This is a genomic window from Nisaea sediminum, from assembly GCF_014904705.1.
Taxonomy (GTDB): Bacteria; Pseudomonadota; Alphaproteobacteria; order Thalassobaculales; family Thalassobaculaceae; genus Nisaea; species Nisaea sediminum.
The window spans coordinates 159,344-183,488 of the sequence record NZ_JACZCQ010000006.1 but is presented as its reverse complement, the minus strand read 5'-3'; the positions used below and the strand labels follow the sequence as shown (position 1 = coordinate 183,488).

At 65.3% G+C, this 24,145-nt stretch carries 21 protein-coding genes; 6 read left to right on the top strand and 15 right to left on the bottom strand.

Annotated elements, in window-relative coordinates:
• Positions 1-47 precede the first annotated feature (47 nt).
• The gene (locus IG122_RS12850; RefSeq protein ID WP_319024877.1) at positions 48-815 is read left to right on the top strand and encodes a sulfite exporter TauE/SafE family protein; all 768 of its coding nucleotides are present in this window, start codon (positions 48-50) and stop codon (positions 813-815) included.
• Here IG122_RS12850 and IG122_RS12845 read toward each other — a convergent pair.
• A complete protein-coding gene (locus tag IG122_RS12845; protein ID WP_193184108.1) occupies positions 812-1,651 on the bottom strand; it encodes a hypothetical protein in 840 nt (279 codons plus the stop codon). The two genes, IG122_RS12850 and IG122_RS12845, sit on opposite strands and share 4 nt — an antisense overlap.
• Before the next feature lie 242 nt (positions 1,652-1,893).
• On the opposite strand from IG122_RS12845, the gene IG122_RS12840 reads away from it, so the two are divergent.
• Together IG122_RS12840 and IG122_RS12835 are read left to right on the top strand one after the other, a co-directional pair.
• A complete protein-coding gene (locus IG122_RS12840) occupies positions 1,894-2,307 on the top strand; it encodes a DUF350 domain-containing protein (RefSeq protein WP_193184106.1) in 414 nt (137 codons plus the stop codon).
• Positions 2,308-2,310: 3 nt separating this feature from the next.
• Positions 2,311-3,369, top strand: a complete 1,059-nt coding sequence (locus IG122_RS12835; protein WP_193184104.1) for a S1 family peptidase — start codon at positions 2,311-2,313, stop codon at positions 3,367-3,369.
• Between the two features lie 13 nt (positions 3,370-3,382).
• Here the strand turns inward: IG122_RS12835 and IG122_RS12830 are convergent, their stop codons facing one another.
• A complete protein-coding gene (locus IG122_RS12830; protein WP_193184103.1) occupies positions 3,383-5,518 on the bottom strand; it encodes a methyl-accepting chemotaxis protein in 2,136 nt (711 codons plus the stop codon).
• A 354-nt stretch (positions 5,519-5,872) separates the two neighbouring features.
• Between IG122_RS12830 and IG122_RS12825 the strand changes: the two genes are divergently transcribed.
• Positions 5,873-6,925 (top strand): PQQ-dependent sugar dehydrogenase, encoded by a 1,053-nt coding sequence (locus IG122_RS12825; RefSeq protein WP_319024876.1) that lies wholly within the window; start codon positions 5,873-5,875, stop codon positions 6,923-6,925.
• Between the two features lie 91 nt (positions 6,926-7,016).
• Complete coding sequence (gene putA, locus IG122_RS12820; protein ID WP_193184094.1) at positions 7,017-10,904, top strand: trifunctional transcriptional regulator/proline dehydrogenase/L-glutamate gamma-semialdehyde dehydrogenase; 3,888 nt, start codon at positions 7,017-7,019, stop codon at positions 10,902-10,904.
• Positions 10,905-10,908: 4 nt separating this feature from the next.
• Here the strand turns inward: putA and IG122_RS12815 are convergent, their stop codons facing one another.
• From IG122_RS12815 to IG122_RS12805, 3 genes are read right to left on the bottom strand one after another with little or no spacing between them, the layout of a single operon-like run.
• Positions 10,909-11,997 (bottom strand): enolase C-terminal domain-like protein, encoded by a 1,089-nt coding sequence (locus tag IG122_RS12815; RefSeq protein WP_193184092.1) that lies wholly within the window; start codon positions 11,995-11,997, stop codon positions 10,909-10,911.
• Entirely contained in the window at positions 11,994-12,773 is a 780-nt protein-coding gene (locus IG122_RS12810; RefSeq protein WP_193184090.1) for an SDR family NAD(P)-dependent oxidoreductase, read from the bottom strand. Before IG122_RS12810 ends, IG122_RS12815 begins: the two co-directional genes overlap by 4 nt.
• Before the next feature lie 7 nt (positions 12,774-12,780).
• Complete coding sequence (locus tag IG122_RS12805; protein ID WP_193184088.1) at positions 12,781-13,416, bottom strand: LysE family translocator; 636 nt, start codon at positions 13,414-13,416, stop codon at positions 12,781-12,783.
• A gap of 203 nt (positions 13,417-13,619) precedes the next feature.
• Here IG122_RS12805 and IG122_RS12800 point away from each other — a divergent pair, with 203 nt between their 5' ends.
• Complete coding sequence (locus tag IG122_RS12800; protein WP_193184086.1) at positions 13,620-14,729, top strand: S-(hydroxymethyl)glutathione dehydrogenase/class III alcohol dehydrogenase; 1,110 nt, start codon at positions 13,620-13,622, stop codon at positions 14,727-14,729.
• Positions 14,730-14,857: 128 nt separating this feature from the next.
• On the opposite strand, the gene IG122_RS12795 is transcribed toward IG122_RS12800, so the two are convergent.
• The 10 genes from IG122_RS12795 to rpsA all read right to left on the bottom strand — a co-directional run bounded on the left by IG122_RS12795 (position 14,858) and on the right by rpsA (position 24,103).
• Positions 14,858-15,211 carry a cupin domain-containing protein gene (locus IG122_RS12795; RefSeq protein WP_193184083.1) on the bottom strand — a complete coding sequence of 118 codons (354 nt, stop codon included), beginning with the start codon at positions 15,209-15,211 and terminating at the stop codon, positions 14,858-14,860.
• Positions 15,212-15,338: 127 nt separating this feature from the next.
• On the bottom strand, positions 15,339-16,082 hold the full coding sequence (locus IG122_RS12790; RefSeq protein WP_193184082.1) for an SDR family NAD(P)-dependent oxidoreductase: 744 nt from the start codon (positions 16,080-16,082) through the stop codon (positions 15,339-15,341).
• Positions 16,083-16,214: 132 nt separating this feature from the next.
• A complete protein-coding gene (locus tag IG122_RS12785) occupies positions 16,215-17,390 on the bottom strand; it encodes a bifunctional folylpolyglutamate synthase/dihydrofolate synthase (protein WP_319024875.1) in 1,176 nt (391 codons plus the stop codon).
• Positions 17,391-17,553: 163 nt separating this feature from the next.
• Positions 17,554-18,480 carry an acetyl-CoA carboxylase, carboxyltransferase subunit beta gene (gene accD, locus IG122_RS12780; RefSeq protein WP_193184080.1) on the bottom strand — a complete coding sequence of 309 codons (927 nt, stop codon included), beginning with the start codon at positions 18,478-18,480 and terminating at the stop codon, positions 17,554-17,556.
• A gap of 33 nt (positions 18,481-18,513) precedes the next feature.
• Positions 18,514-19,350, bottom strand: coding sequence for a tryptophan synthase subunit alpha (gene trpA, locus IG122_RS12775; protein WP_193184078.1), 837 nt, complete (start codon positions 19,348-19,350; stop codon positions 18,514-18,516).
• A complete protein-coding gene (gene trpB, locus IG122_RS12770) occupies positions 19,350-20,579 on the bottom strand; it encodes a tryptophan synthase subunit beta (protein WP_193184076.1) in 1,230 nt (409 codons plus the stop codon). The genes trpA and trpB overlap by 1 nt, the downstream gene beginning before the upstream one ends.
• Before the next feature lie 94 nt (positions 20,580-20,673).
• A complete protein-coding gene (locus tag IG122_RS12765; protein WP_193184074.1) occupies positions 20,674-21,315 on the bottom strand; it encodes a phosphoribosylanthranilate isomerase in 642 nt (213 codons plus the stop codon).
• A gap of 4 nt (positions 21,316-21,319) precedes the next feature.
• The gene (locus IG122_RS12760; RefSeq protein WP_193184072.1) at positions 21,320-21,661 is read right to left on the bottom strand and encodes a lipopolysaccharide assembly protein LapA domain-containing protein; all 342 of its coding nucleotides are present in this window, start codon (positions 21,659-21,661) and stop codon (positions 21,320-21,322) included.
• A 205-nt stretch (positions 21,662-21,866) separates the two neighbouring features.
• A complete protein-coding gene (gene ihfB / locus IG122_RS12755) occupies positions 21,867-22,148 on the bottom strand; it encodes an integration host factor subunit beta (protein ID WP_193184070.1) in 282 nt (93 codons plus the stop codon).
• Between the two features lie 236 nt (positions 22,149-22,384).
• Positions 22,385-24,103: a 30S ribosomal protein S1 gene (gene rpsA / locus IG122_RS12750; RefSeq protein ID WP_193184068.1), complete on the bottom strand. Its 1,719-nt coding sequence runs from the start codon at positions 24,101-24,103 to the stop codon at positions 22,385-22,387.
• Positions 24,104-24,145: the final 42 nt, after the last annotated feature.

Genomic DNA, 24,145 nt, shown 5'->3' with positions numbered 1-24,145 from the left:
GCTAAGCTGCCGCCGCAACTGGCAAGACCCATTCTGGAAAACCGACCGTGCTCGAAGTCCTGTTACCCGAAGCCGTACCGCTCTGGGGCGCTGTCGCGCTCATTCTTTTCAGTTACGTGACCTCCGCCGTCACCGTCGCCTTCGGGCTGGGGGGCGGGGTCATGATGCTGGTCGCCATCGGCTCCGTATTGCCGCCGCTCGCGGTCATTCCGGTGCATGGGGTGGTGCAGCTTGGCTCCAATGCCGGCCGCGCCTATCTGATGCGCCAACATCTGGAGCGTCGCCTGTTCGGGTTCTTCGTGCTCGGCGCCGTCGTCGGTGCGGCGATCGCGGCGCAACTGGTCATCGCAGTCCCGCAGGCGGCATTGCAGGCGGTGCTGGCGCTGTTCATCCTCTACACGGTCTGGGGACCGAAGCTCGGCAAGCACAAGGTTCCGGCGCCGGGCTTTGCCGCCGTCGGTCTGGCGACCACCTTCGCCACCATGTTCGTCGGCGCCACCGGGCCGCTGCTGGCCGCCTTCCTGCCGCCGGACCGCTACGGCAAGATGACGACCGTCGCGACCCACAGCGCCTGCATGACCATGCAGCACGGGGTGAAGATCGTCGCCTTCGGGATCCTCGGGTTCGCCTTCACGGAATGGGTGCCCCTGATCGCCGCGATGATCGCGACGGGCTTCCTCGGCACCGCGACCGGAAAGAAAGTTCTGGAGAGACTGCCGGAGCGGGTTTTCGCGATCGGTTTCAAGACCGTGCTCACCCTGCTGGCGGCGCGCCTGCTCTGGGTCGGTGCGAGCGACCTGACGGCTCTGTTCTAGGCCGGCTCGGTTTCCGGAATCTCAGTGCCCGCGACGGGCACCGGGACGACGTCGGCCGGCAGTTCGGAGACCGGGACCTGCATCGTCATCGGACGGATGACGTCATGCATCTTGATCGAGCGGATCTGCAGATCGTGGATGGCGTCCCGAGGGACATATTCGACGGCGATCTGGGCGAGCTTGCGGCGCAGCTGCGGCACCTTGATCTGCCAGACGGCATTGTCGACGAGGCGCTGCAGCTCGGTCTGGCAATGCAGCGAGATCGCCTTGCATTTTTCGCGGATGACCTGGGCGCTGGCGGGGCCGGGCGCCGTGAACATCACGTCGATGACGCATTTCTGGTCGCGGCCCCGGTCGCTCTCGAAATAGACCTCGATCGCCGGCGAGAGCCGCACCGGCTCGATCCGGATATAGCGGTTCGGGTCGTGGCTGATGATCGGCTCGAAATGCAGGATGCTCATCATCGCCGTGATCAGGCAGGTGCCGAAGGTGATGAAGCCGAAGAGATGCGCCCACGGCATGTGGTCCAGGGTGACAGGGGTCAGCGGATAGGTCACCAGACGGTCGTAGTAATCCGGATCGACCCGCCAGTTGAACAGCCGGAGATCCAGCACGAAGGAAAAGTCGCCCCAGTCGTTGATCGTCGGCCCGATGCCGAGAATCGCCGCATTCCAGAGCGCAACCATCAGGCCGGTCATGAAGATCATGCCGAGGGACGAGATCAGCGCGACGCCGAGATGCCATTTTGCCCAATAGGACGCGATCTCCGTACGGTAGCGGTGCATGACACGCGCTTCGCGTTCGGCCCTCTCGTCCAGGATCAGGTAACGGCCCATCGGCTAAAACACTTTCAATTCAGAAAGTTAATTGTCAGAAATCTAAAAGTAATGAAATTATATCCCATGTTTTGCTTTAAGGATAGGGCGCATGGTGGAAAAGATTCAATTTGATTGATTATAGAGGCAAGTCGTCGCGGTTGTCTTCCGTTTCCTCCAATTTTCTTGTGGGTCCGCCCTCTCCGTCGTATTCCGATAGGGTGGTGCGCCGAGGGGGGTGATCGAATGGAGCGGATGGCGTGATGTCGGGCGTTTTGAGCAGTCTGCTGGCGGGATTTCCTTATTTCGCCGCGCATTTCGGTGCCGCAGTCGCCATGCTGTTTGTCGGGGCGATGATTTACGTGCGAATCACGGCCCATGACGAGATGGCGCTGATCCGGCAGGGCAATGTGGCGGCCGCGCTCTCACTCGCCGGGGCCATCGTCGGGCTTGCCCTGCCGCTTGCCTTTTGTCTCGCGGGAAGCGTGAGCATTCTCGATATTGTCATCTGGGGATCGGTCACGCTGATCATTCAGATCCTGGCGTTCCGGCTCGTCGATCTGGCGGTGAAGAACCTTTCGGAGCGGATCGAACAGGGTGAAATCGGTCCGGCGGTTCTTCTGGTTTCAGTGAAGCTGTCGGTCGCATCCCTGAATGCGGCTGCAATCGCGGGGTAAGGAATGAAGCCCTTCCTGCCGCCCGACAAGCTAGGTTTGCTGGGTGCGGCGGCGGCGCTCATCCTTGGATTTCTGCTTAGCCCCGACTTTCGCGGGAGCGATGCGGAGAGGACGCCGCGCCGGCCTCTTCCCGGCGTGGAACGGCCCCGGCCCGAGGTGGCGCGGGAGCGGCCGACCACCGAACCGCCCGCCCCTTCCGTTGCCCGCCCGAAGCCGGAAACAGCCGAGCCGCGCGCCCCTTCCCCGGTCCGCCCGGATCCGGAGCCGGTCGCACCGTCACCGGTCGCGCCGCCGCCGGGCGTGCCACCTGCGCCTTCCGTCGCCCTGCCGCTGCCCAAGCCCGCCGTTCCGCCATCCGCGGCGCGGCTTTTGCAGCCCCCGTCGGACTGGGATAGGGCCGTCAGGATCGACTACACGCAGCGGCCTCGGAGCAGCACCGGTACGGCCTTCGCTGTCGGCGACGGTCGCTGGTTGACGGCGCGGCATGTCGTTGAAGGATGCGATCTCCTAGCCTTCATCGACGGGCGGCACATGTCGGAAAAGGTCAAACCTGACCGGGTGCAATATCCGTATGCCGATATCGCGATGGTCCGTGCCGAACAAACCCGGCCGCCGGCCGTCACGCTCGGCAGCCTGCCCAAAGTGGGCGACGAGGGGTACCATTACGGCTTTCCGGGTGTCGGAAAGGGGAGGGTGGTCTCGACTCTGCTCGGCCGTGTCCGGATCCGGGCTCGCTCGATTCAGGGCGTCGGGCGATTTGCTCTGGAATGGGCGGAAGTAAGGCGCGAAGGCCCGGGAGACGGCAGCCTCGGCGGGATCAGCGGCGGGCCGACCCTCGATGCTTCGGGCCGGCTTGTCGGGATCGCGATTGCCGGGAATCCGCGTCGCGGACGGGTGACGACCGTCGCGCCGTCGACGATCAGGGAACTCCTCCGCGACAACGGGGTCGTCGTTCGCCTTGAAGAGCGGGGTCGATGGTCATCGGCGCCGACATTCACGGAGCTTGAGCATCAGGGCACCGTCCGGCAGATCTACTGCCATGTCGGCTATCACACCAAATAGGTTTCGCGACCGATCACGGCACGAAGGCGCAGCGCATATTGCCCCAGTGCTGGCCTGACAGCGTGATCGGGCAGTCGATTTCCTTCAGCAGCACCTTCTGCCCGCCGCCCATGTCGCGGATATAGGTCTGCAACTGGAAGGGCTCCTTGTTTCCGGCGGCCAGCAGCCCGGCGCGGTCGTCGAAGATCCGCCGGTTCCGGCAATTGGCGGCGTTCCAGACAGGATCGTTCGGGCGCTGGGGCTGCGCATAGACCTTGTTGTGGGTCCCGATATAGCCGTTGCGGTCGGTCGCGGCGATGAAGCGGATCCGCTCGTCCCTGGCTTTATGGCGCTCCTGGATCGGGGTCAGGATCTCGTCCGTCAGGTCGACGAACTTGGTCGAATACTGCACCGGGTTGGTGCCGTGCATGATGGCGTAGTGCGTGTCGAACAAGTCGTCGAGCGAGATCCGCCTGGAGCTGATGGCGTTGCTCATGGCCTCCGCCGCCTCGCGGGCCGCGACCTCGCAGATCTCGCGGAACGTATCGTTCTCGCTCATCGCCTGCTCGATCATGGAGGCGACGGCACCGGCGGCGGTCTGGTCCATTCTCTCGAGGCCGACATGGATGCCGAGCGAGGTCGCCGCCACGACCCGTGCCGGGATCTTCAGGCCGCTGGCGAGGCCGATATGGCCAACCGTACCGGGAACCGCCTCTTCCTGTTTGTCGCAGAGCAGCAGCGCGCCGCGCGGAGAAAGGTCGGCGATGAAACCCTTCTGGTCGATATCGCCGAACTTGAAGGTTGCATTGATGACGGTCGGGACGCGGTTTGTGGTCCGGCGGTCCGCCTGATTGCTGGACCGGACCACGACCGACAGGCGCCGTTTCATGTCACCGACATTGATGCTGACATTCTTCGCCAAGGTTTCGATCGCGCCCGCGGACTTGCTGGTGCGGTCCGCATGCTCGGCGACACGCGCGATCGCGTCGGCGACCTGGGCGGTCATTTCCGAGGCCTCGTTCGAGGAGCGGCCGATTTCGCTGGTGGCAGCCTGTTGCTCTTCCACTGCCGTGGCGACGCCGGAAGCGATCCCGTTGACCTCGCCGATCTTGGTGGCAATTCCGGTGATGGCGTCGACGGAGGAGCGGGTCGCCGTCTGCACGTTCGCGGTGTGCTGGCTGACGTCCTGAATGGCGTTTTCGGTCTGCTGCGCCAGGGACTTCACTTCGGATGCGACGACCGCGAAGCCCTTGCCGGCTTCGCCCGCGCGTGCCGCCTCGATCGTCGCGTTCAGCGCCAGCAACTTGGTCTGCGCGGCGATCGAGTTGATGAGATCGACCACCGAGCTGATATTGGTCGTTGCCTCTTCCAGCGCGGCGACTTGGCTGCGGGCGTCATCCGCGGATGCGGTCGCCTGGTGCGTCAGGGCTGCGGACTCGGATACCTGGGAGGCGATCTCCTGGCTCGACGCGCTGAGTTCCTCTGTCGCGGCGGCGACCGAATTGACGTTGTTCGCGGTCACGTCCGTCGCCTGCCGAACTTCGTTGACCAGGGCAGCCATCTCGTTGGCGGCGACGGCAAGCCCGTTGGTCAGATCGGCGACCCGGTTCGCCTGCAGCGTGACCTCCTCCACCGTCTGGTCGATTTCGCGTTCCAGCGTATCGGCCATGTTGAGGATCTGGTCCTTGAGTTTTTCCGTTTCTTCCGAGCTGCTGTAGGCCTCCAGCGCAAGATCCATGTCGATCGCGACGGCCCTCGCGACGGCGTTGCAGTAGCGGAGGGCATCTTCGGTCCGCTTGTATTTCTTTGCGATCAACTTGAAGAGGAGCGGCTGAGTGAAGGTGTAAGCGCCGATATACCAGCGCGGGGTCAGGCCTATCTTCGCGTGGATCTTGCCGATCCTGATGGCGCGCTCCAGATGCTCTGCGCTGAAGCCGTCATTGAAAACGGTCCGCCAATGCTCCGTCTGGGCCCGTTTGAGGGCGTCGATGCCGGGACCCTTTTCGAGGATCGCAGCGGTTTCCGGCGCGGCGGAGACATGGGTGTAGAATGCATCGAGCACCGACGGCAATCCGGCCTCGATAACCGGCCAGATAGCCTTCATGTCCGCAAGAGTGTTCTTGTCCAATCCCGCAAATGCCAGTCTTGAAGTCTGCGCAGCATCGGTCATAGCGCTGTTCCCACCCAGATTTTTTACCATGATCGCGTTTTCACGATCAGTTTCCGCATTCCTTTTCCCTATTCTGCGGTGCGGTGGGTTAATAATACAATAATATTCTGGATATTTGATTGAAATTCGAATTGAAAACCAATCGCATAAAATTAATCTGTCTTAACATAGTGTTCAGCCGGGCTTTGACTTGCCGAATGCTGTCCGCGCGCCATTTACCAATTGTATGCAATTTGCGGACGGACGGATATGTTGCAGAAATTCATGTATTTGAAGTCATTGCCGAAAGCGGTCTGCGCCGCCGTCGTCATGTTGAATTCTGCTCCAGGTTGTGTTTCGGCGGCAGACCTGCCCGTGCAGCGTTCCGAGCGTCATGCCTTTCGGGTGGTCGAGCTTGCGGACGGTCTGGCGCACCCTTGGGGGCTTGCCTTTCTTCCCGACCGGCGAATTCTCGTGACGGAGCGCGAAGGCGGGCTTCGTCTGTTCGAGGCTTCGGGCGCCGGGGCGGGCCAGATCTCTGGTGTTCCAGAGTCCTATGCCTCCGGTCAGGGAGGTCTGCTGGACGTTGCGCTGCACCCGGATTTCGCCTCCAACGGACTGATCTACCTCTCCTATGCGGCCCGCGGTGCCGGGGGTGCGGGGACCGAAGTGGCCCGGGCCCGGTTGACCGGAAATGCGCTTACAGAACTTAAGGTTATTTTTCGCCAGCTGCCGAAGGTATCCGGCGGCCGGCATTTCGGCTCCCGTCTCGCCTTTGCACCGGATGGGACGCTTTTTGTCAGCATGGGGGACCGCGGCGGTTTTATGCGCGAGGCGCAGAACCCCGAAAACCATATCGGCACCGTGGTCCGGCTCAATGACGACGGTTCGGTGCCGGCGGACAATCCCTTCGTCGGGCAATCGGGCGTGCGGCCGGAGATCTATTCCTACGGGCATCGCAATGTCCAGGGCATGGCGCTCCGCCCCGGAACGGATGTGATCTGGGCGCACGAGCACGGACCGCGCGGTGGCGACGAGGTGAATATCCTCCGTCCCGGCCGGAACTACGGCTGGCCCGCCATCACCTACGGGATCGACTACAGCGGCGCGGTGATATCGGAGGAGACGGCCGCGCCGGGGATGGAGCAGCCGGTGGTCTACTGGGTGCCGTCGATCGCACCGAGCGGGATGGATTTCTATGACGGCGACAGGTTCCCGAACTGGCGCGGCGATCTCTTCGTCGGGGCGCTGGCCGGTTCGCATCTGCGCCGCCTGACCCTGGAGGGCGACCGGGTGACCGGCCAGGAGGTGTTGCTGGAGGATCTCGGCGAGCGAATCCGGGCGGTGAAACAGGGGCCCGACGGGTTGCTCTACATCCTGACCGACAGCTACGACGGGCAGTTGCTCCGGCTTGAGCCGGCGGAGTGATGCGGTTGTTCCTTCAAAAAACGAGGTTGCACCCATGATGTGATGATGGTGTAACCTCGCCGCATTCGGGTTCTGCTTTTCGGAGGCGGCCATGGCGGCGCAGACCATCGGGGTGAAAGTCAGCGAGGAATTGCGGGCGCGGCTGCGCGATGCGGCGGAAAAGGTCGGCCGCACGCCGCACTGGCTCGTCAAGCAGTCGCTGCTCGGCGCCATCGAGCGGATCGAGCGCGGAGAGCCTCTCGACGGCTATCTCGCCGCCGAGGCCGGGGTCGACCTCGAGGACGGCCCGGCGACCTCCGATCCGGGCCCGCGGCCCTTCCTTGATTTCGCCCAGGGCGTACAGGCCCAGAGCGTGCTGCGCGCCCGCATCACCGCCGCCTACCGCAAGCCCGAGACCCAATGCCTGCCCTATCTGATCTCCGAGGCCTCGCTCGCGCCGGCCAAGCTGAAGGCGGCGTCCGATCTCGCCCGCAAGCTGGTCGAGGCGCTGCGCGAGAAGAGCGTCGGCGGCGGGGTCGAAGGGCTGATCCACGAATACGATCTCTCCAGCCAGGAGGGCGTTGCCCTGATGTGCCTTGCCGAGGCACTGCTGCGCATCCCGGACCGGCAGACCCGCGACGCGCTGATCCGCGACAAGATCTCCGGCGGAGACTGGAAATCCCATCTCGGCCATTCCCCCTCGCTCTTCGTGAATGCGGCAACCTGGGGGCTCGTCGTCACCGGACGCCTGACCTCGACCCAGAGCGAGGAGAGCATGGGTGCGGCGCTGACCAAGCTGATCGGGCGCGGCGGCGAGCCGCTGATCCGCAGCGGCGTCGATGTCGCCATGCGGATGATGGGCGAGCAGTTCGTCACCGGGCAGACCATCTCCGAGGCGCTCGCCAACAGCCGGTCGATGGAGAAGAAGGGCTTCCGCTATTCCTACGACATGCTCGGCGAGGCGGCGACGACGGCGGAGGACGCCGCGCGCTATCTGAAGGATTACGAGCAGGCGATCCACGCCATCGGCAAGGCCGCGAAGAACCGCGGCATCTACGAGGGGCCGGGGATCTCGATCAAGCTCTCCGCCCTGCATCCGCGCTACCAGCGCCAGAAGCTCGACCGGGTGATGGAGGAGCTGCTGCCGATCCTGAAGAGGTTGGCGCTGCTCGCCCGCTCCTACGATATCGGCCTCAATATCGATGCCGAGGAGATGGACCGGCTGGAGCTGTCCCTCGACCTCCTTGAGGCGCTCTGTTTCGACCCGGAGCTTACCGACTGGAACGGCATCGGCTTCGTCGTGCAGGCCTATTCCAAGCGCTGCCCCTTCGTCATCGACTACCTGATCGACCTCGCCCGTCGCAGCCGGCACCGGCTGATGATCCGCCTCGTGAAGGGCGCCTACTGGGACAGCGAGATCAAGCGCGCCCAGGTCGACGGGCTGGAGGATTTCCCGGTCTTCACCCGGAAGATCCATACCGACGTCTCCTACCTCGCCTGCGCCAAGAAACTGCTGGCGGCGCCGGACGCGGTCTATCCGCAATTCGCCACCCACAATGCGCAGAGCCTCGCCGCGATCATGCAGATGGCGGGGCCGAACTATTATGCCGGGCAGTACGAGTTCCAGTGCCTGCATGGCATGGGCGAGCCGCTCTATGAGGAGGTCGTCGGCAAGGACAAGCTGAACCGGCCCTGCCGGGTCTATGCTCCGGTCGGCAGCCACGAGACCCTGCTCGCCTATCTGGTCCGCCGGCTGCTGGAGAACGGCGCCAACACCTCCTTCGTCAACCGCATCGCCGACCCGGCCTTCTCGGTCGACGACTTGATTGCCGATCCGGTCGCGGCCGCGCAGGCGGTCGAGCCGGTCGGCGCACCGCATCCGCAGATCCTCGTGCCGCGCAAGCTCTATAGTGACGTGCGGCCGAATGCGGAGGGCCTCGACCTCTCCAACGAGCAGCGTCTCGGCTCGCTTTCCGCAGCCCTGCTCTCCAGCGCCGAGAGTCTCTGGGTGACGGCGCCGGCCGTGCCCGATGCCACGCCGTCGGGGCCGGTGCGCGAGGTGCGCAACCCGTCCGACCGGCGCGATCTCGTCGGTACGGTCAGGGACGCCGATCCGGAGACCATCGCGAAAGCCTTCGAGACCGCCGAGGCGGCGGCGCCGGTCTGGGCCGCGACCGAACCGGCGGAGCGCGCCGCCCTGCTGCTGCGCGCCGCCGACCTGATGGAAGCGCGGATGCCGGTGCTGATGGGGATCTGCGTCCGCGAGGCCGGCAAGACCATGGCGAACGCCATCGCCGAGGTGCGCGAGGCGGTGGATTTCCTGCGCTACTACGCGACCGAGGTGGAAACGAAGTTCGACATGGACACCCACCGCCCGCTCGGCCCGGTGGTCTGCATCAGCCCATGGAACTTCCCGCTCGCGATCTTCACCGGCCAGGTCTCGGCGGCGCTTGCCGCGGGCAACCCGGTACTGGCCAAGCCGGCCGAGGAAACCCCGCTGATCGCCGGCGAGGCGGTGCGTCTGCTGCATGAGGCGGGGATCCCGATGGACGTCCTCCAGCTTCTTCCCGGCGCGGGCGATGTCGGCGCGGCGCTGGTCGCGGATGCTCGCGTGCGCGGCGTCATGTTCACCGGCTCGACCGAGGTCGCGCGGCTGATCCAGGCGGGGCTTGCCGGGCGTCTCGCGCCGGACGGCACGCAGATCCCGCTGATCGCTGAGACCGGCGGCCAGAACGCGCTCATCGTCGACAGCTCGGCCCTGCCGGAGCAGGTGGTCGCCGACGTCATCATGTCCGCCTTCGACAGCGCGGGGCAGCGCTGCTCGGCGCTCCGCGTGCTCTGCCTGCAGGAGGACGTCGCCGACCGCATGCTGACCATGCTGAAGGGCGCGCTGCGCGAGCTCGCGGTCGGCAATCCGGACCGGCTCTGGACAGATGTCGGTCCGGTCATCACCGGCGAGGCGCGGAGCAACATCCAGGCGCATATCGACGCCATGCGCGAGTGCGGCAATGCGGTCGAGTCTCTTCCCCTGCCGCCGGAGACCCGGCACGGCACTTTCGTCCCCCCGACGCTGATCGAGATCGGCGATATCTCCGCTCTGGAGCGCGAGGTCTTCGGGCCGGTGCTGCATGTCATCCGTTTCAAGCGCAGCCGTCTCGACCAGCTCGTCGATGCGATCAACGCGACCGGTTACGGCCTCACCTTCGGGGTGCATTCGCGGATCGACGAGACGATCGATCGGGTCGCGCGCCGGATCGCGGTCGGCAATGTCTATGTGAACCGTAATATCATCGGCGCCATTGTTGGCGTGCAGCCGTTCGGGGGGCGCGGGCTTTCAGGCACCGGCCCAAAGGCGGGCGGACCGCTCTATCTGAACCGCCTGCTCGCGCGGCGGCCCTTCGCCTCCGCGCTGCGCGAGAGCGCGCCCGAGGTCGGCCCGCAGCCGGCGCATCAGTTCGAAACCTGGCTGCGCGAGAGCGGCCGGTCCAAGGAGGCGGAAACGGCCGTCGCCTATATCGCCCGCTCGCCCCTCGGCACCGATCTTGACCTGCCGGGACCGGTGGGGGAACGGAACCGCTATCTCATCCATCCGAAAGGCCGGATCGCGGCCATCGCCCCGGGCGAGGCCGGGTTGCTGCGCCAGGTCTCGGCGATCCTCGCCGCCGGCAATCAAGCGGTCCTGCAGGAAAATGCGGCCGCTTCCGGGCTGGTATCTGACCTGCCGAAGGATCTCCGCGAGCGGGTGACGCTGACGAAGGACTGGGCGACAGAGCCGGACATCGCCGCCGTGCTCTTCGAGGGCGATGCGGACGCGCTGATCGGCATCCAAAAAAAGGCCGCCGAACGCGACGGCCCGCTGGTCGGCGTACAGGGCGTCTCGCCGGCCGGGCTTGCGGCGGGCCGTGAGGATTACTGCCTCGACTGGCTGGTCGAGGAGCAGTCCGTCAGCATCAACACGGCAGCCGCCGGCGGCAATGCGAGCCTGATGTCGATCGGCTGATCGCTCAGGCGGCGAACTCGTCGATCGCCTTCTCGTTCCAGATGATTCCGGCGCCGGGCAGGTCGGGCGGCAGCACCATGCCGTCCTCGATCTTCGGCCGCTCGGCGAGAAGGGTACCCGCGAGATCGAACCATTCGAGGATATGGCCGGTCGGCGTCGTCGCCAGCAGGTGCACGGAATGGTCCGGGAAGAGGTGGCTCGAAACCGGGATATTGTGCGCGGCGGCGAGCCCCGCGACCTCCATCCAGCCGGTGACGCCGCCGATCCGCATCGCGTCCGGCATCGCGTGATCGAGCGCGCCAGCCTCCAGCATCCGCGCCATGTCGCGGGCGCCGTACCAGTTCTCCCCGCTCTGCACCGGTGTCGCGATCGAGGCGCGTACGCTGGCATGGCCGGTGACGTCGTCCCAGGCGACCGGCTCCTCGATCCAGGCGAGGCCCTCGTGATCGAGCAGGTGCATCCGCTTCACCGCCTCGTCGGCTGTGAAGGCCTGGTTGAAATCCATCGCCACCCAGGCATCCTCGCCCGCGACGGACTTGATCGCCCGGGCGACCGCAACGTCCTCGCGCGGGTCCGGTGCGCCGGACTTCACCTTGAAGGCGCGGAAGCCGTCTTTCAGCGAGCGCTCGATGTCGCGCGCGGTCTCCTCCGGCCCCATCTGGCCGAGGCTGTCATAGACCCATATCGGGCGCGGCGCGGTGCCGAGCAGGGCGGCGAGCGGCAGCTCGTGCGCCTTCGCCAGCGCGTCCCAGAGCGCCATGTCGATGCCGCCGACCGCCGACGCCATCAGACCGGGCCAGCCGGCGAGCCGGCTTTTGGTCCGGAACATCTGCCAGATGTCCCGCGGCATCAGTGGCTGGCCCTTCACCAGGTCCTCGAGCTCGGCGACCAGCAAGGCGAGCGGGCGGAGGAAATGGGCGGCATAGGGGAAGAGATAGGCCGAGCCGACCACGCCGGCGTCGGTACCGATATCGAGCAGCACCAGCGGCGCCGCGTGCAGGGTGCCGGAGGCGGTCTTGTGTGGTTGCGGCAGGGGCGCGGTGACGGTGCGGACCCGGAAGCTGCCGATCCTGATGTCCTGGGTTCCGGTCATCCTGTCGCTCCTCCCGTGATCCTTGTTGCCGCGGTCTGCACGCCCGCCGCCGACCAGCCGCCGTCGATATTCACTGCCTGCCCGGTGATGTAGGAGGCCTTGTCGCTCAAGAGGAAGGCGGCGAGTTCGGCGACCTCCGCCGGCTCGCCATAGCGGTTCATCGGAATGCCCTGCATCCACTCGGCGCGGACATTGGCGTCCTGCACGCCCGCGATCAGCGGTGTGTTGATCGGTGCCGGGCAAAGCGCGTTGACCCGGATCCCGTGCTTGGCGAATTCGAGCGCGGCGACCTCGGTCAGGTTGATCACGCCGGCCTTCGAGGCCCCGTAGGCCGCCCGTTCGGCGCAGCCCCGGACCCCGGTCGCGCTGGCGAGCGAGACGAGGGCGCCGCCGGTGCCCTGATCGATCATGACTTTCGCCGCCGAGCGCAGGGTCGCATAGACCCCGGTCAGGTTGATCGCGATGATCCGCGCGAAATCCTCCGCATCGCCGTCGAGGATGGTCCTGCGATGCCCGATCCCGGCGCTGGCGACGCAGCCGGTGAGCCCGCCCATGCCCTTGGCGCCGTCGCGGATCCGCTTGTCGAGCATGGCCTCTTCGCGGACGTCGACCACGCCGGTCGTGACCCGTTCGCCGCCGAGCTTCTCCTTCGCCTGTCCGAGGTTTTCCTCGTTCAGGTCGAGCAGACAGACCGTGCCGCCTTCGGCGAGCAGTTTCTCGGCAATGGCGAATCCGATACCAGACGCGCCGCCGGTGATGACAACCTTGTCGGTCATGATGTGACTAGAGCCTCCTTAGCGTGTCGTAGGCGATGCCGGCGCCGAGGCCGGCAAAGACAATGCCGAAGGCAACGTTGATCCGCCGTCGCGCCCGGGCGAACAGGCGTATCATCGGCGCCGTCGAGAAAACAGTTGCTGTAATGCTGTGGCACAGGATTGCGAGCGCCGCGCAGAGCAGGACGATCGAGGCAAGGAGCCATGTGCCGGCATTTGCGGGCACGAAAGCGGTCAGGATGGAGCCGAAGAAAAGCGCCGCTTTCGGATTCGTGAGGCTGACCAGAAGTCCTGTCAAATAGGCGCGCTTGCCGCTCTGGCCGGAAACGTCGGCGCTGATGTCCCCGGTGCCGCCATATGCCGCGCTTCGGAGGGCCTTGAGGCCGAGCCAGAGAAGATACCCGGCGCCGGCGAGGCGGAGCAGGACGACCGCATCCGGAAACAGCTCGAACAGCGCGGAGACACCGAGGACCGCGAGGATGCTCCAGACCGTCGCGCCGGTAGAGAGGCCCAGTCCGGTCAGGAGGCCGCTGCGGCGGCCGCGAGCCATGGCCGAACTCATGACGGCGATCATGTTGGGGCCGGGACTGATCCAGGCGAGAAGATTTATCAGAATGATCGGCGAATAGATCGCGAGCAGGTCCATCGGCATGTCCCCCGGAGCGCCAAGAACTCGAAGCTTTGCGCGAGTCAGTTGTGGCGGCAACCCTTCTTCCGGATTGCGGTGGCGTTCGCTCCTGGCGGGGGCAATGCCGCTTCCGAAACGTTCCGAGACGCGCATTGCAAAAAGGCGGGCGATGAAAGACTGTTAGCCTCCCATTCCAATCCGGGCACGCTAGGGAGGACGCCATGGAAACGAGAGCCGCCGTCGCATTCGAGGCCGGCAAGCCGCTGCAGATCGAGACCGTCACCCTGGACGGGCCGCGCGCGGGCGAGGTGCTGGTCGAGATCAAGGCGACTGGGATCTGCCACACCGACGAATTCACCCGCTCGGGCGACGATCCGGAAGGCATCTTCCCGGCGATCCTCGGCCACGAGGGCGCGGGCGTGGTGGTCGACGTGGGACCGGGTGTAACCAGCCTGAAGAAGGGCGACCACGTGATCCCGCTCTACACCCCGGAATGCCGGGAGTGCGAATACTGCCTCAATCCGAAGACCAATCTCTGCCAGAAGATCCGCACCACCCAGGGCGCCGGCCTGATGCCGGACGGCACCAGCCGGTTCTCGATCAACGGCGAGAAGATTTTCCACTACATGGGTTGCTCGACCTTCGCCAACCACACGGTGATGCCGGAGATCGCGCTGGCGAAGGTGCGCGAGGACGCCCCGTTCGACAAGATCTGCTACATCGGCTGCGGCGTGACCACGGGCGTCGGCGCGGTGGTGAACACGGCCAAGGTGGAGCCCGGCTCCAACGTCGTCGTCTTCGGCCTCGGCGGCATCGGCCTCAACGTGATCCAGGGCGCCCGCATGGTCGGCGCCAACATGATCGTCGGCGTCGACCTCAACCCGGCGCGCAAGGAAATCGCCGAGAAGTTCGGCATGACCCACTTCGTCAATCCGAAGGAGGTCGAGGGCGACCTGGTGCCTTATCTGGTGGACCTGACCAAGGGCGGCGCCGATTACAGCTTCGAGTGCATCGGCAACGTCAACACCATGCGCCAGGCGCTGGAATGCGCCCACAAGGGCTGGGGCGAGAGCATCATCATCGGTGTCGCCGGCGCCGGGCAGGAGATTTCCACCCGCCCGTTCCAGCTCGTCACCGGCCGCTCCTGGCGCGGCACCGCCTTCGGCGGCGCGAGGGGCCGCACGGACGTGCCGAAGATCGTCGACTGGTACATGGACGGCAAGATCGACATCGACAGCCTGATCACCCACACCATGCCGCTCGAGGACATCAACAAGGGCTTCGACCTGATGCATCAGGGCAAGAGCATCCGCAGCGTGGTGGTGTACTAGCCTCCAATCACCACCCCAAGTTCGTCATCCCGGACCCGATCCGGGACCTTTCGAAGAGCCTGGCTCCACGTTCGGCAAGGTCCCGGCTCTGCGGCCGGGATGACGATTGATGGTACGCGGAAAGAGGCTCAGATCTCGGTGATCTTCGCCGCCGTCGCCTCGTCGCCGGTGTTCGGCGTGCCGGACTTCTCGATCAGCATCAGATGTGCCTCTTCCTCGGCGACCGGGCGGTGCTCGATGCCTTTCGGGATGACGTAGAGCTCGCCCGGGCCGAGCTCTACATCGCCGTTCTCTGTCTCGATGCGGATGCGGCCCTCGAGGACCATGAAGAAATCGTCCGTGTCGTCGTGATGATGCCAGTTGAACTCGCCCTTCACCTTCACGACCATGATGTCGTGACCGTTGAATTTCGAGACGGTCTTCGGCGACCAGTGTTCGCTGAATTTGGAGAGTTTCTCAGCGAGATTGACGGCTTCAGGCATCGCTTTTTCCACTTCCTTGGCTTTCGTCATCCCGACGCACGTCGGGATCCACTGTCTGCCACCTGGTTGGGGCAGTGGATCCCGTTTTTCAACGGGATCACGGGGCGGTTGGCCGTCTGGCCGCGGACTAAAGGTTCTGCGCGCCGTCGACCGCGACGGTTTGGCCGGTGACCCAGCTCGCGGCGGGCGAGAGCAGAAAGGCTGCGACGGTGCCGATCTCCTCCGGCTTGCCGAAGCGGCCGAAGGGGATACGGGCGAGGGTGCTGTTGTAGAGGTCCGGATTCTCCGTCTCGCGCCGCTCCCAGCTGCCGCCGGGAAACAGGATCGAGCCTGGGGCGATGCAGTTCACCCGCACCCCGTCGGCGGCAAATTTCTTGGCGTGACTCTGAGTCAGCTGGATCACTGCGGCCTTCACCGCGCCGTACGGCAGATTGGTGGTTGCGCCGATGCCGGAGACCGAGGAGATCGTCAGGATCGCGCCCTGGCTCTTCGTCAGGTACGGGTAGGCCGCCCAGGTGGCGCGGACGACGCCCATCAGGTCCACGTCGACGCTCTTCTTCCAGCCGTCCTCGTCGTCGGTCGCGCCGAAGCCGGAGGGATTGTTCACCAGCCCGTCGATCCCGCCGAGCGCGTCCGCCGCCGCTTCGATATAGGCCTTCAGCGCGTCGGCATCGGCGACGTCGCAAATCGCGGTATGGACCGTACCACCGTATGTCGCAAGCTTCTCCGCCGCCGAAGCGACGCTGGTTTCGGTGCGGCTGCAGACCGAGATGGCCGCGCCTTCGGCGGCGCAGGCCTCTGCGATCGCGAGGCCGATGCCGCGGGTGCCGCCGGTGACGATGATGTTCTTGCCCTTGAGACCGAGATCCATGTGTGTGCTCCCCAACTGATGAATGAACGTCACCCCGGCGCAGGCCGGGGCCCAAGGGAACACGGGACTGTGAACTCGATCCCTGGGTACCGGCCTTCGCCGGTATGACGGTTATTGAGTGGCGCCGAGAAATCAGCCGCCGGAATTGAGGCCGAGCGCGTGCCCGGCGAGGTAGAGCGAGCCGCAGATCAGGAAGCGCACGGGCGTGCCCTTCTTCTGGCTGTCGCGGAGTGCCTGCTTCACGGTCCGGACCGGGACGGCCGGCATGGCGGCGCGCTTGGCGCCGTCCATCAGCTCGTCCTCGGTCAGGGTGTTAGGTTCGCCCGGGATGGGCATGACGTAGAGCCGTTTCGCCCGGCCCTTCAGATGCTTCAGGAAGGCCGCCGGATCGCGCGTGTTGAGCGAGCTGAAGAGCATATGCACGGGTAATGCGCCCTTTTCCTTCGCCCAGCCGTCGAGGATGGATGCGACCGCCGCCCCGGCGCTTTCATTGTGTCCGCCATCGACCCAGAGCGTCGATCCGGGTGCGAGATACTCGGTCAGCGCGCCTGTTTCCAGGTGCTGCATGCGGGCGGGCCAGCGCGCCTCGGCGATGCCCTTTGCGCGCGCGCCCTCCGTCGTCGGGACCAGCTTTTCCGCGAGATCGGCCGCCATCAGCGCCTGTCCGGCGTTGGTTATCTGGTGCGCGCCGAGCAGGCCCGGTTTCGGATAGCGCCGGGTGGTGCCGCCGGTGCTGAAGAGCATGCCGTCGCCGCCCTCCGCGATGGTCCATTCCCGGCCGTGCCGGTGGAGCGGTGCGCCGACCTCCGACGCCCGCGCCTCGATCACGGCGAGCGCCGCCGGATCCTGCGGGCCGATCACTGCCGGAACGCCCGGCTTCAGGATCCCGGCCTTCTCGAAGGCGATCTTCTCGATCGTGTCGCCGAGGAAGCTCATATGGTCCATGGAGACCGGCGTGATCACGGAGACGGCGGGTTTCTCGACGACGTTGGTCGCGTCGAACCGTCCGCCGAGCCCGACCTCCAGCAGCAGCACGTCGGCCGGGGTGCGGGAGAAGGCGAGAAAGGCCGCCGCCGTGGTGATCTCGAAGAGGGTGATCGGCACGCCTCCGTTCTCGCGTTCGCATTCCTCGAGGATGCCGACCAGCGCCGCATCGTCGATCTCGTGGCCCGCGATGTAGAAACGCTCGTTGTAGCGCACAAGGTGCGGTGAGGTGTCGGCATGGACCCTGCGCCCCGCGGCCTCGTAGATGCCGCGCAGCATGGCGATCGTCGAGCCCTTGCCGTTGGTGCCGGCGACGTGGATCACCGGCGGCAGCTTGCGTTCCGGTTGGCCGAGCTTTTCAAGCAGGCGCTCGAGCCGGTCGAGCGTCAGATCGATCAGTTTCGGGTGCAGGCGCTGCAGCCTCTCCAGGATCGGCTGCGGCGAAGGCTTGGATGCGGAAATCTCGGGATCCTCCGGCGGACGAGCCTCAGCTCTCCTCGTCCTCGTCCACGCTTTCGGCAGATGTCGCCTTTGTTTTCGGCAGCTTCACCACCTCCGCCTCCGGCAGAGGGGAGCGGATCATGGCGAAGACCCGGATCAGGGTGTTCCGGAGATCCTTGCGATGCACGACCATGTCGACCATGCCGTGCTCGAGCAGGTATTCCGAGCGCTGGAAGCCGTCCGGCAGCTGCTCGCGGATGGTCTCCTGGATCACCCGCTGGCCGGCGAAGCCGATGATGGCGCCCGGCTCGGCGATATGGATGTCGCCCAGCATGGCGAAGGAGGCGGTGACGCCGCCCGTGGTCGGGTCGGTCAGCACGACGACGAAGGGCAGGCCCGCTTCCTTGACGATCTCGCGCGCGATCACCGTGCGCGGCATCTGCATCAGCGAGAGGATGCCTTCCTGCATGCGGGCACCGCCCGAGGCCGGAAAGACCACAAGCGGGGCCTTCTGCGCCTTGGCGAGTTCGGCCGCACGGACCAGCGCGTCGCCGACCGCGATGCCCATGGAGCCGCCCATGAAATCGAAGCGGAACAGCGCGAGCACGACCGGCGCGCCGCCCATCTTGCCGTGGGCAACGATGATCGCATCCTCGGCGTCGGTCTTCGACTGGGCTTCCTTCAGCCGGTCGGTGTAGCGCTTGCGGTCGCGGAATTTCAGCGGGTCGAGCACCGGTTTCGGCAGTTCGATCCGGTCGTGCTTCTCGCCGTCGAACAGCATCTCCAGACGCTTTTCCGCGCCGAGACGCATGTGGTGCTCGCAGTTCGGGCAGACCTGCTGATTCTCCTCGAGATTGCGGTGGAAAATCATCTCTCCGCAGCCGCCGCACTTTATCCAGAGATTTTCCGGCACGTCGTGCGGCTGCACGAGCGCCTTGATCTTCGGCAGGACAGAGTTGGTGATCCAGTTCATCTCATCTCACTCCGCAATCCGCGGGTTCAAATCTCAGCCGCGCGCCTCGCGCACGCCCTTGGCAAGCTCCGATACCAGATCGGTCACGGCCTTGACGGTATCCGGTCCGGCCTTGTCGTTCCCGTCGAGCGAGCCGGCGAGGGCATTCACCACCGCCGTGCCGACGATGCAGGCATCGGCGACGGAGCCGATCGCCGCCGCGTGGTCGCGGGTCTTGATCCCGAAACCGACGCCGATCGGCAGGTCGGTGTGGTTCCGCAGCCGGCTGATCGCCGCGCGGACCATGTCGATCGGCACGTCCGCGGTGCCGGTGATCCCGGTGATGGAGACATAATAGATGAAGCCGCTGGTATTGGTCAGCACCTTCGGCAGGCGGGCATCGTCGGTGGTCGGCGTTGCCAGCCGGACGAAGGGCAGGCCGCGTTTCACCGCCGGGACGCAGAGCTCGTCATCCTCTTCAGGCGGCAGGTCGACCACGATCAGCCCGTCCGCGCCGGCGGAAATGGCATCGGTCAGGAAGCGCTCCACCCCGTAGATATAGATCGGGTTGTAGTAGCCCATGAGCACGACCGGCGTGCTCTGGTCCCCTTCGCGGAACTTGCGCACCAGATCGATGGTCTTGGCGAGCGAGGCGCCGGCCTTGAGCGCGCGCTGGCTCGAGGCCTGGATCGACGGGCCGTCGGCCATCGGGTCGGAGAACGGCATGCCGAACTCGATCATGTCGGCGCCGGCGCCGGGCAGGGCCTTCAGGATCGCGAGCGAAGTCTCCTGGTCCGGGTCGCCGGCGGTCACGAAGATACCGAGGCCGGGCCGGTTCTCAGCCTTCAGGGCGGCGAAGCACTTGTCGAGGCGCGAAGCGGTATAGTCCATCAGAGTTTGCCCATCTTTTCGAGCCGCGGAATCACCGCATCCAGATCCTTGTCGCCGCGGCCGCAGAGGTTCATGACCACGATCTTGTCCTTGTCCATGTCGCCGATCATCGTCGAGACGTAGGCCAGCGCATGGCTCGGCTCGAGCGCCGGGATGATCCCCTCAAGCTTCGAGCAAAGGGCGAAGGCTTCAAGGGCTTCGGTGTCGGTGGCGCTGACATAGTTCACCCGGCCGCTCTCGTGCAGCCATGAATGCTCCGGACCGATACCCGGATAGTCGAGACCGGCCGAGATCGAGTGTGCCTCGGTGATCTGCCCGTCGTCGTCCTGCAGCAGGTAGGTTCGGTTGCCATGCAGCACGCCCGGCGCGCCGCCCGTCAGCGAGGCCGCGTGCTCGCCGCTCGGAATGCCGTGCCCGGCCGCCTCGACGCCGAAGATCTGGACGCTCGGATCGTCGAGGAAGGGATGGAACAGGCCGATGGCGTTGGAGCCGCCGCCGATGCAGGCGACCAGCGCGTCGGGCAGCTTGCCCTCGGCTTCCTCGAGCTGCCAGCGCACCTCCTCGCCAATAATGCACTGGAAGTCGCGCACCATGGCCGGGTACGGGTGCGGGCCGGCGGCCGTGCCGATGATGTAGAAATGCGTCTCCGCCTTGGAGACCCAGTAGCGCAGGGCCTCGTTCATGGCGTCTTTCAGGGTCGAGGAGCCGGAGGTGACCGGGACGACCTTGGCGCCGAGCAGGCGCATACGGTCGACGTTCGGCTTCTGCCGCTTCACGTCCTCGGCGCCCATGAAGACCTCGCACTCCATGCCGAAAAGCGCGCAGGCGGTGGCGGTCGCGACGCCGTGCTGGCCGGCGCCGGTCTCGGCAATGATCTTGGTCTTGCCCATGCGCTTGGCGAGCAGGGCCTGGCCCATCACGTTGTTGATCTTGTGTGCGCCGGTATGGTTCAGCTCGTCACGCTTGAAGTAGAGCTTGGCGCCGCCGAAGTGCTCCGTCAGCCGGGGCGCGAAATAGAGCGCGCTCGGGCGGCCGATATAGTGCTTGCGGTAATATTCCATCTCCGCCCAGAAGTCCGGGTCGCCCTTGGCCGTGAGATAGGCTTTCTCGACTTCGAGAATCAGCGGCATCAGGGTTTCGGCGACATAACGGCCGCCGAAGATTCCGAAATGCCCGTCTTCGTCGGGTCCGCTTCGGAACGAGTTCGGGGCTGGCGTGGCGCTGGCCATGGTCAGACTTCCTCATCTTGCGGGGAGGCTTGCGAAAGGCGGCATAATGCGCGGGGCGCCCGGCCAAAGCAAGGCTCCGGGCGGGCAAAAATTGTCACCCTGCGTGGAGTGCCGCAGCGACGAATCTCGCGATCTTTTCCGGGTTCTTGACGCCCGGCGCATCCTCGGCGCCGGAGGCGGTGTCGACGGCCGCGGTACCGGTCACCCGGATCGCCTCGGCGACATTCTCCGCGTCGAGGCCGCCCGCGAGCATCCAGGGCGTGTTGCCGCGATAGGCCTTGAGCGCGCGCCAGTCGAAGGTGAGCCCGTTGCCGCCGGGCAGCTTGTCCTTGTCCTTCGGCGGTTTGGCGTCGAACAGGATGAAGTCCGCCACGCCATCATAGGCTTCGGCCGCCCGCGCGTCCTCCGACTCGGCGACACGCAGCACCTTCATGACCGCAGCGCCGAAGCGCGCCTTGATTTCGCGGACCCGGTCCGGGGTTTCCTTGCCATGCAGCTGGAAGATGTCCGGACGGAGGTTTTCCCAGATCGCGTCGAGTAGCGCGTCGTCGGCATCGACCACGAGGGCGACGGTCTTCACGCCCTTGGGAACATGGCGCGCCAGCTCCTTCGCCTGCTCCGGCGTCACGGAACGCGGAGAGGGCGCGAAGAAATTGAAACCGAGATGGGTGGCGCCCGCCGCCGCCGCCGCCTCGACGGTGGCCGGCGTCTTCAGGCCGCAGATCTTGACGAGCATGTTTCTACCGTGTGTTCGGAGCCGGCAGGGCCTTGCGCAGGTCCTCGACCTCGTGCTTGCGGTCCTCGAGATCATGTTCGAGGCGCCGCGCCTTGCCTTCCGCCATGCGGGCCCGGCGCCGGGAGCTGCCGCCACTGAACCAGGCAGCGACGGTGCCGAGGACGAATCCGAACAGCATGGTGCAGAGGCCGAGAATATAGGCCGGAACCTCGACCGTGATCGGCAGCGGCCAGAAGCCGACCTCGACAGCGTGCCGGTTCGAGACGGCGAAAAGAACGATCACGACTGCGACCGGCAATCCGATCAGCATGCCGAAGGTCTTAGCGATGAATGATCTGCGGGCCATGGCGTTTCCGTTTTGCTAGCGCTCCTAATCTAGTGCGCCGTGCGGAAAATCGAAATGCCCGATGTGATTGATTTTCCGCATTGTCACCCCGGCGAAGGCCGGGCCCCAGAAGATCGAAGGGTTGCGGCCAGTTCCCTGGGTACCGGCCTTTGCCGGTATGACGGTCCATGGAGCTTTGGAAGAGAGATGGAACGCCTTCAGGCGTCTAGCCTTCGTTGATCCGGTCGCGCAGCTGCTTGCCGGTCTTGAAGAAGGGAACGAATTTCTCCTGCACCGGGACGGAGTCACCGGTACGCGGGTTGCGGCCCACGCGGGCATCGCGCTTCTTCACGGAGAACGCGCCGAATCCGCGCAGCTCGACCCGGTCTCCGCGCGCGAGGGCGTCGGAGATTTCGTCGAAGATGGCGGAGACAATCCGCTCCACATCGCGCTGATAGAGGTGGGGGTTCGCCTCGGCAAGACGCATGATCAACTCTGATTTGGTCATGTTTGCCACGCTCCCCCCAATCAACCCGTCGGCCCGTCCAATCGGTAGCCGGTTAGGTCACGGCGACAATAAAACCGAATTTTGACGCCTCTCGTCAAGTTTAAGTCTCTCTATTGCATAATAAAAACGCACTTCACCAAATTGGAAGTGCGTCATAGGCGCCCTGAAATGAGAACGGCGCCGCCCGATGGGGGGCGGCGCCGCTGCTCGCGAGACGGTCGGGTAAGGCGTCAGCCTCAGCCCTGGTTCTCTTCTTCTTTCTGCTTCAGGGCCGCGCCGAGGATGTCGCCCAGGCTGGCGCCGCTGTCGGAGGAACCGTAGTCGGCCATGGCCTTCTTCTCTTCCTCGATTTCGCGGGCCTTGATCGACAGGGTCAGCTTGCGCGTCTTGTTGTCGATCTGGGTGATCTTGGCATCGACCTTCTCGCCCACGGCGAAACGGTCCGGGCGCTGCTCGGAACGGTCGCGGGAAAGATCGGACTTGCGGATGAAGCCGTTCAGGCCGTCGCCGACGGAGACCTCGAGGCCGTTGTCGGTGAGCGTGGTGACCGTGCAGGTGACAACCGCACCCTTGCGCAGGTCGGACGCACCGGACTCGAACGGATCCTCGGAGAGCTGCTTGATGCCGAGGGAGATGCGCTCCTTCTCGGTATCGACGTCAAGGACCTTCGCCTTGACCATGTCGCCCTTCTTGAACTCCTTGATGGCCTCTTCGCCCGACTGCTCCCAGGAGAGGTCGGAGAGGTGCACCATGCCGTCGATCTCGCCGGAAAGGCCGACGAACAGACCGAATTCGGTGATGTTCTTGACCTCGCCTTCGATCTCGGTGCCGACCGGGTAGCTGGTGACGAAATCGTCCCACGGATTGGCCATGCACTGCTTGAGGCCAAGGGAGATACGCCGCTTGCTCGGATCGACGTCGAGGACCATGACCTCGACTTCCTGGCTGGTGGAGACGATCTTGCCCGGATGCACGTTCTTCTTGGTCCAGCTCATTTCGGAGACGTGGACCAGACCTTCGATGCCCGGCTCCAGCTCGACGAACGCACCGTAGTCGGTGATGTTCGTGACGCGGCCGGTGAACTTGGTGCCGACCGGATACTTCAGCTCGACGCCTTCCCACGGATCCGCCTCAAGCTGCTTCATGCCGAGGGAGATGCGCTGGGTTTCCGGGTTGAAGCGGATGACCTGCACCTTGACGGTGGAGCCGATCTGCAGCGCTTCGCTCGGGTGGTTGATGCGGCGCCACGCGATGTCGGTGACGTGCAGCAGGCCGTCGACACCGCCGAGATCCACGAACGCGCCGTAGTCGGTGATGTTCTTGACCACACCCTGCAGGACCTGGCCTTCCTGGAGGTTCGCGACCAGCTCGGAACGGGCTTCGGCGCGGGACTCTTCAAGAACGGCGCGGCGGGAAACGACGATGTTGCCCCGGCGGCGGTCCATTTTCAGGATCTGGAACGGCTGCGGCGTGCCCAGGAGCGGGCCGATGTCGCGCACCGGACGGATGTCGACCTGGCTGCCCGGCAGGAAGGCCACGGCGCCGGACAGGTCGACGGTGAAGCCGCCCTTGACCCGGCCGAAGATGGTGCCGGTGACGCGTTCGGCCTTCTCGAAGGCGCCTTCGAGAACCGCCCAGGCTTCCTCGCGGCGGGCCTTCTCGCGGCTCAGCATGGCTTCGCCGTTACGGTCTTCCATGCGCTCGACATACACTTCGACAATGTCGCCGGGCTTCAGGTCGGCCTTCTGGCCGGGGCCGCCGAATTCCTTCAGCGCCACACGGCCTTCGGACTTGAGGCCGACGTCGATCAGGGCGCTGTCGCCTTCGATCGAGACGACCGTGCCCTTGACAACGCTGCCTTCGATGCTCGTGACGTCGCCGAACGACTCGTCGAGCAGGGCAGCAAAATTCTCAGAAAAATCCGGTTCCTGAACCGCAGCGGCTGAATTAGCCATGTAAGCTCCTCAAAGGGTCTTGCCGGAGAACCGCGGTTCACC

Coding starts and splice junctions, on each gene's coding strand:
- IG122_RS12810 (WP_193184090.1), bottom strand. CDS start 12,773: ATGACCGACAAGGTTGTCATCACCGGCGGCGCGTCTGGTATCGGATTC.
- IG122_RS12805 (WP_193184088.1), bottom strand. CDS start 13,416: ATGGACCTGCTCGCGATCTATTCGCCGATCATTCTGATAAATCTTCTC.
- IG122_RS12795 (WP_193184083.1), bottom strand. CDS start 15,211: ATGCCTGAAGCCGTCAATCTCGCTGAGAAACTCTCCAAATTCAGCGAA.
- IG122_RS12800 (WP_193184086.1), top strand. CDS start 13,620: ATGGAAACGAGAGCCGCCGTCGCATTCGAGGCCGGCAAGCCGCTGCAG.
- trpA (WP_193184078.1), bottom strand. CDS start 19,350: ATGGACTATACCGCTTCGCGCCTCGACAAGTGCTTCGCCGCCCTGAAG.
- IG122_RS12845 (WP_193184108.1), bottom strand. CDS start 1,651: ATGGGCCGTTACCTGATCCTGGACGAGAGGGCCGAACGCGAAGCGCGT.
- IG122_RS12790 (WP_193184082.1), bottom strand. CDS start 16,082: ATGGATCTCGGTCTCAAGGGCAAGAACATCATCGTCACCGGCGGCACC.
- trpB (WP_193184076.1), bottom strand. CDS start 20,579: ATGGCCAGCGCCACGCCAGCCCCGAACTCGTTCCGAAGCGGACCCGAC.
- IG122_RS12760 (WP_193184072.1), bottom strand. CDS start 21,661: ATGGCCCGCAGATCATTCATCGCTAAGACCTTCGGCATGCTGATCGGA.
- IG122_RS12830 (WP_193184103.1), bottom strand. CDS start 5,518: ATGACCGATGCTGCGCAGACTTCAAGACTGGCATTTGCGGGATTGGAC.
- IG122_RS12815 (WP_193184092.1), bottom strand. CDS start 11,997: ATGACCGGAACCCAGGACATCAGGATCGGCAGCTTCCGGGTCCGCACC.
- putA (WP_193184094.1), top strand. CDS start 7,017: ATGGCGGCGCAGACCATCGGGGTGAAAGTCAGCGAGGAATTGCGGGCG.
- ihfB (WP_193184070.1), bottom strand. CDS start 22,148: ATGACCAAATCAGAGTTGATCATGCGTCTTGCCGAGGCGAACCCCCAC.
- accD (WP_193184080.1), bottom strand. CDS start 18,480: ATGAACTGGATCACCAACTCTGTCCTGCCGAAGATCAAGGCGCTCGTG.
- IG122_RS12835 (WP_193184104.1), top strand. CDS start 2,311: ATGAAGCCCTTCCTGCCGCCCGACAAGCTAGGTTTGCTGGGTGCGGCG.
- rpsA (WP_193184068.1), bottom strand. CDS start 24,103: ATGGCTAATTCAGCCGCTGCGGTTCAGGAACCGGATTTTTCTGAGAAT.
- IG122_RS12840 (WP_193184106.1), top strand. CDS start 1,894: ATGTCGGGCGTTTTGAGCAGTCTGCTGGCGGGATTTCCTTATTTCGCC.
- IG122_RS12765 (WP_193184074.1), bottom strand. CDS start 21,315: ATGCTCGTCAAGATCTGCGGCCTGAAGACGCCGGCCACCGTCGAGGCG.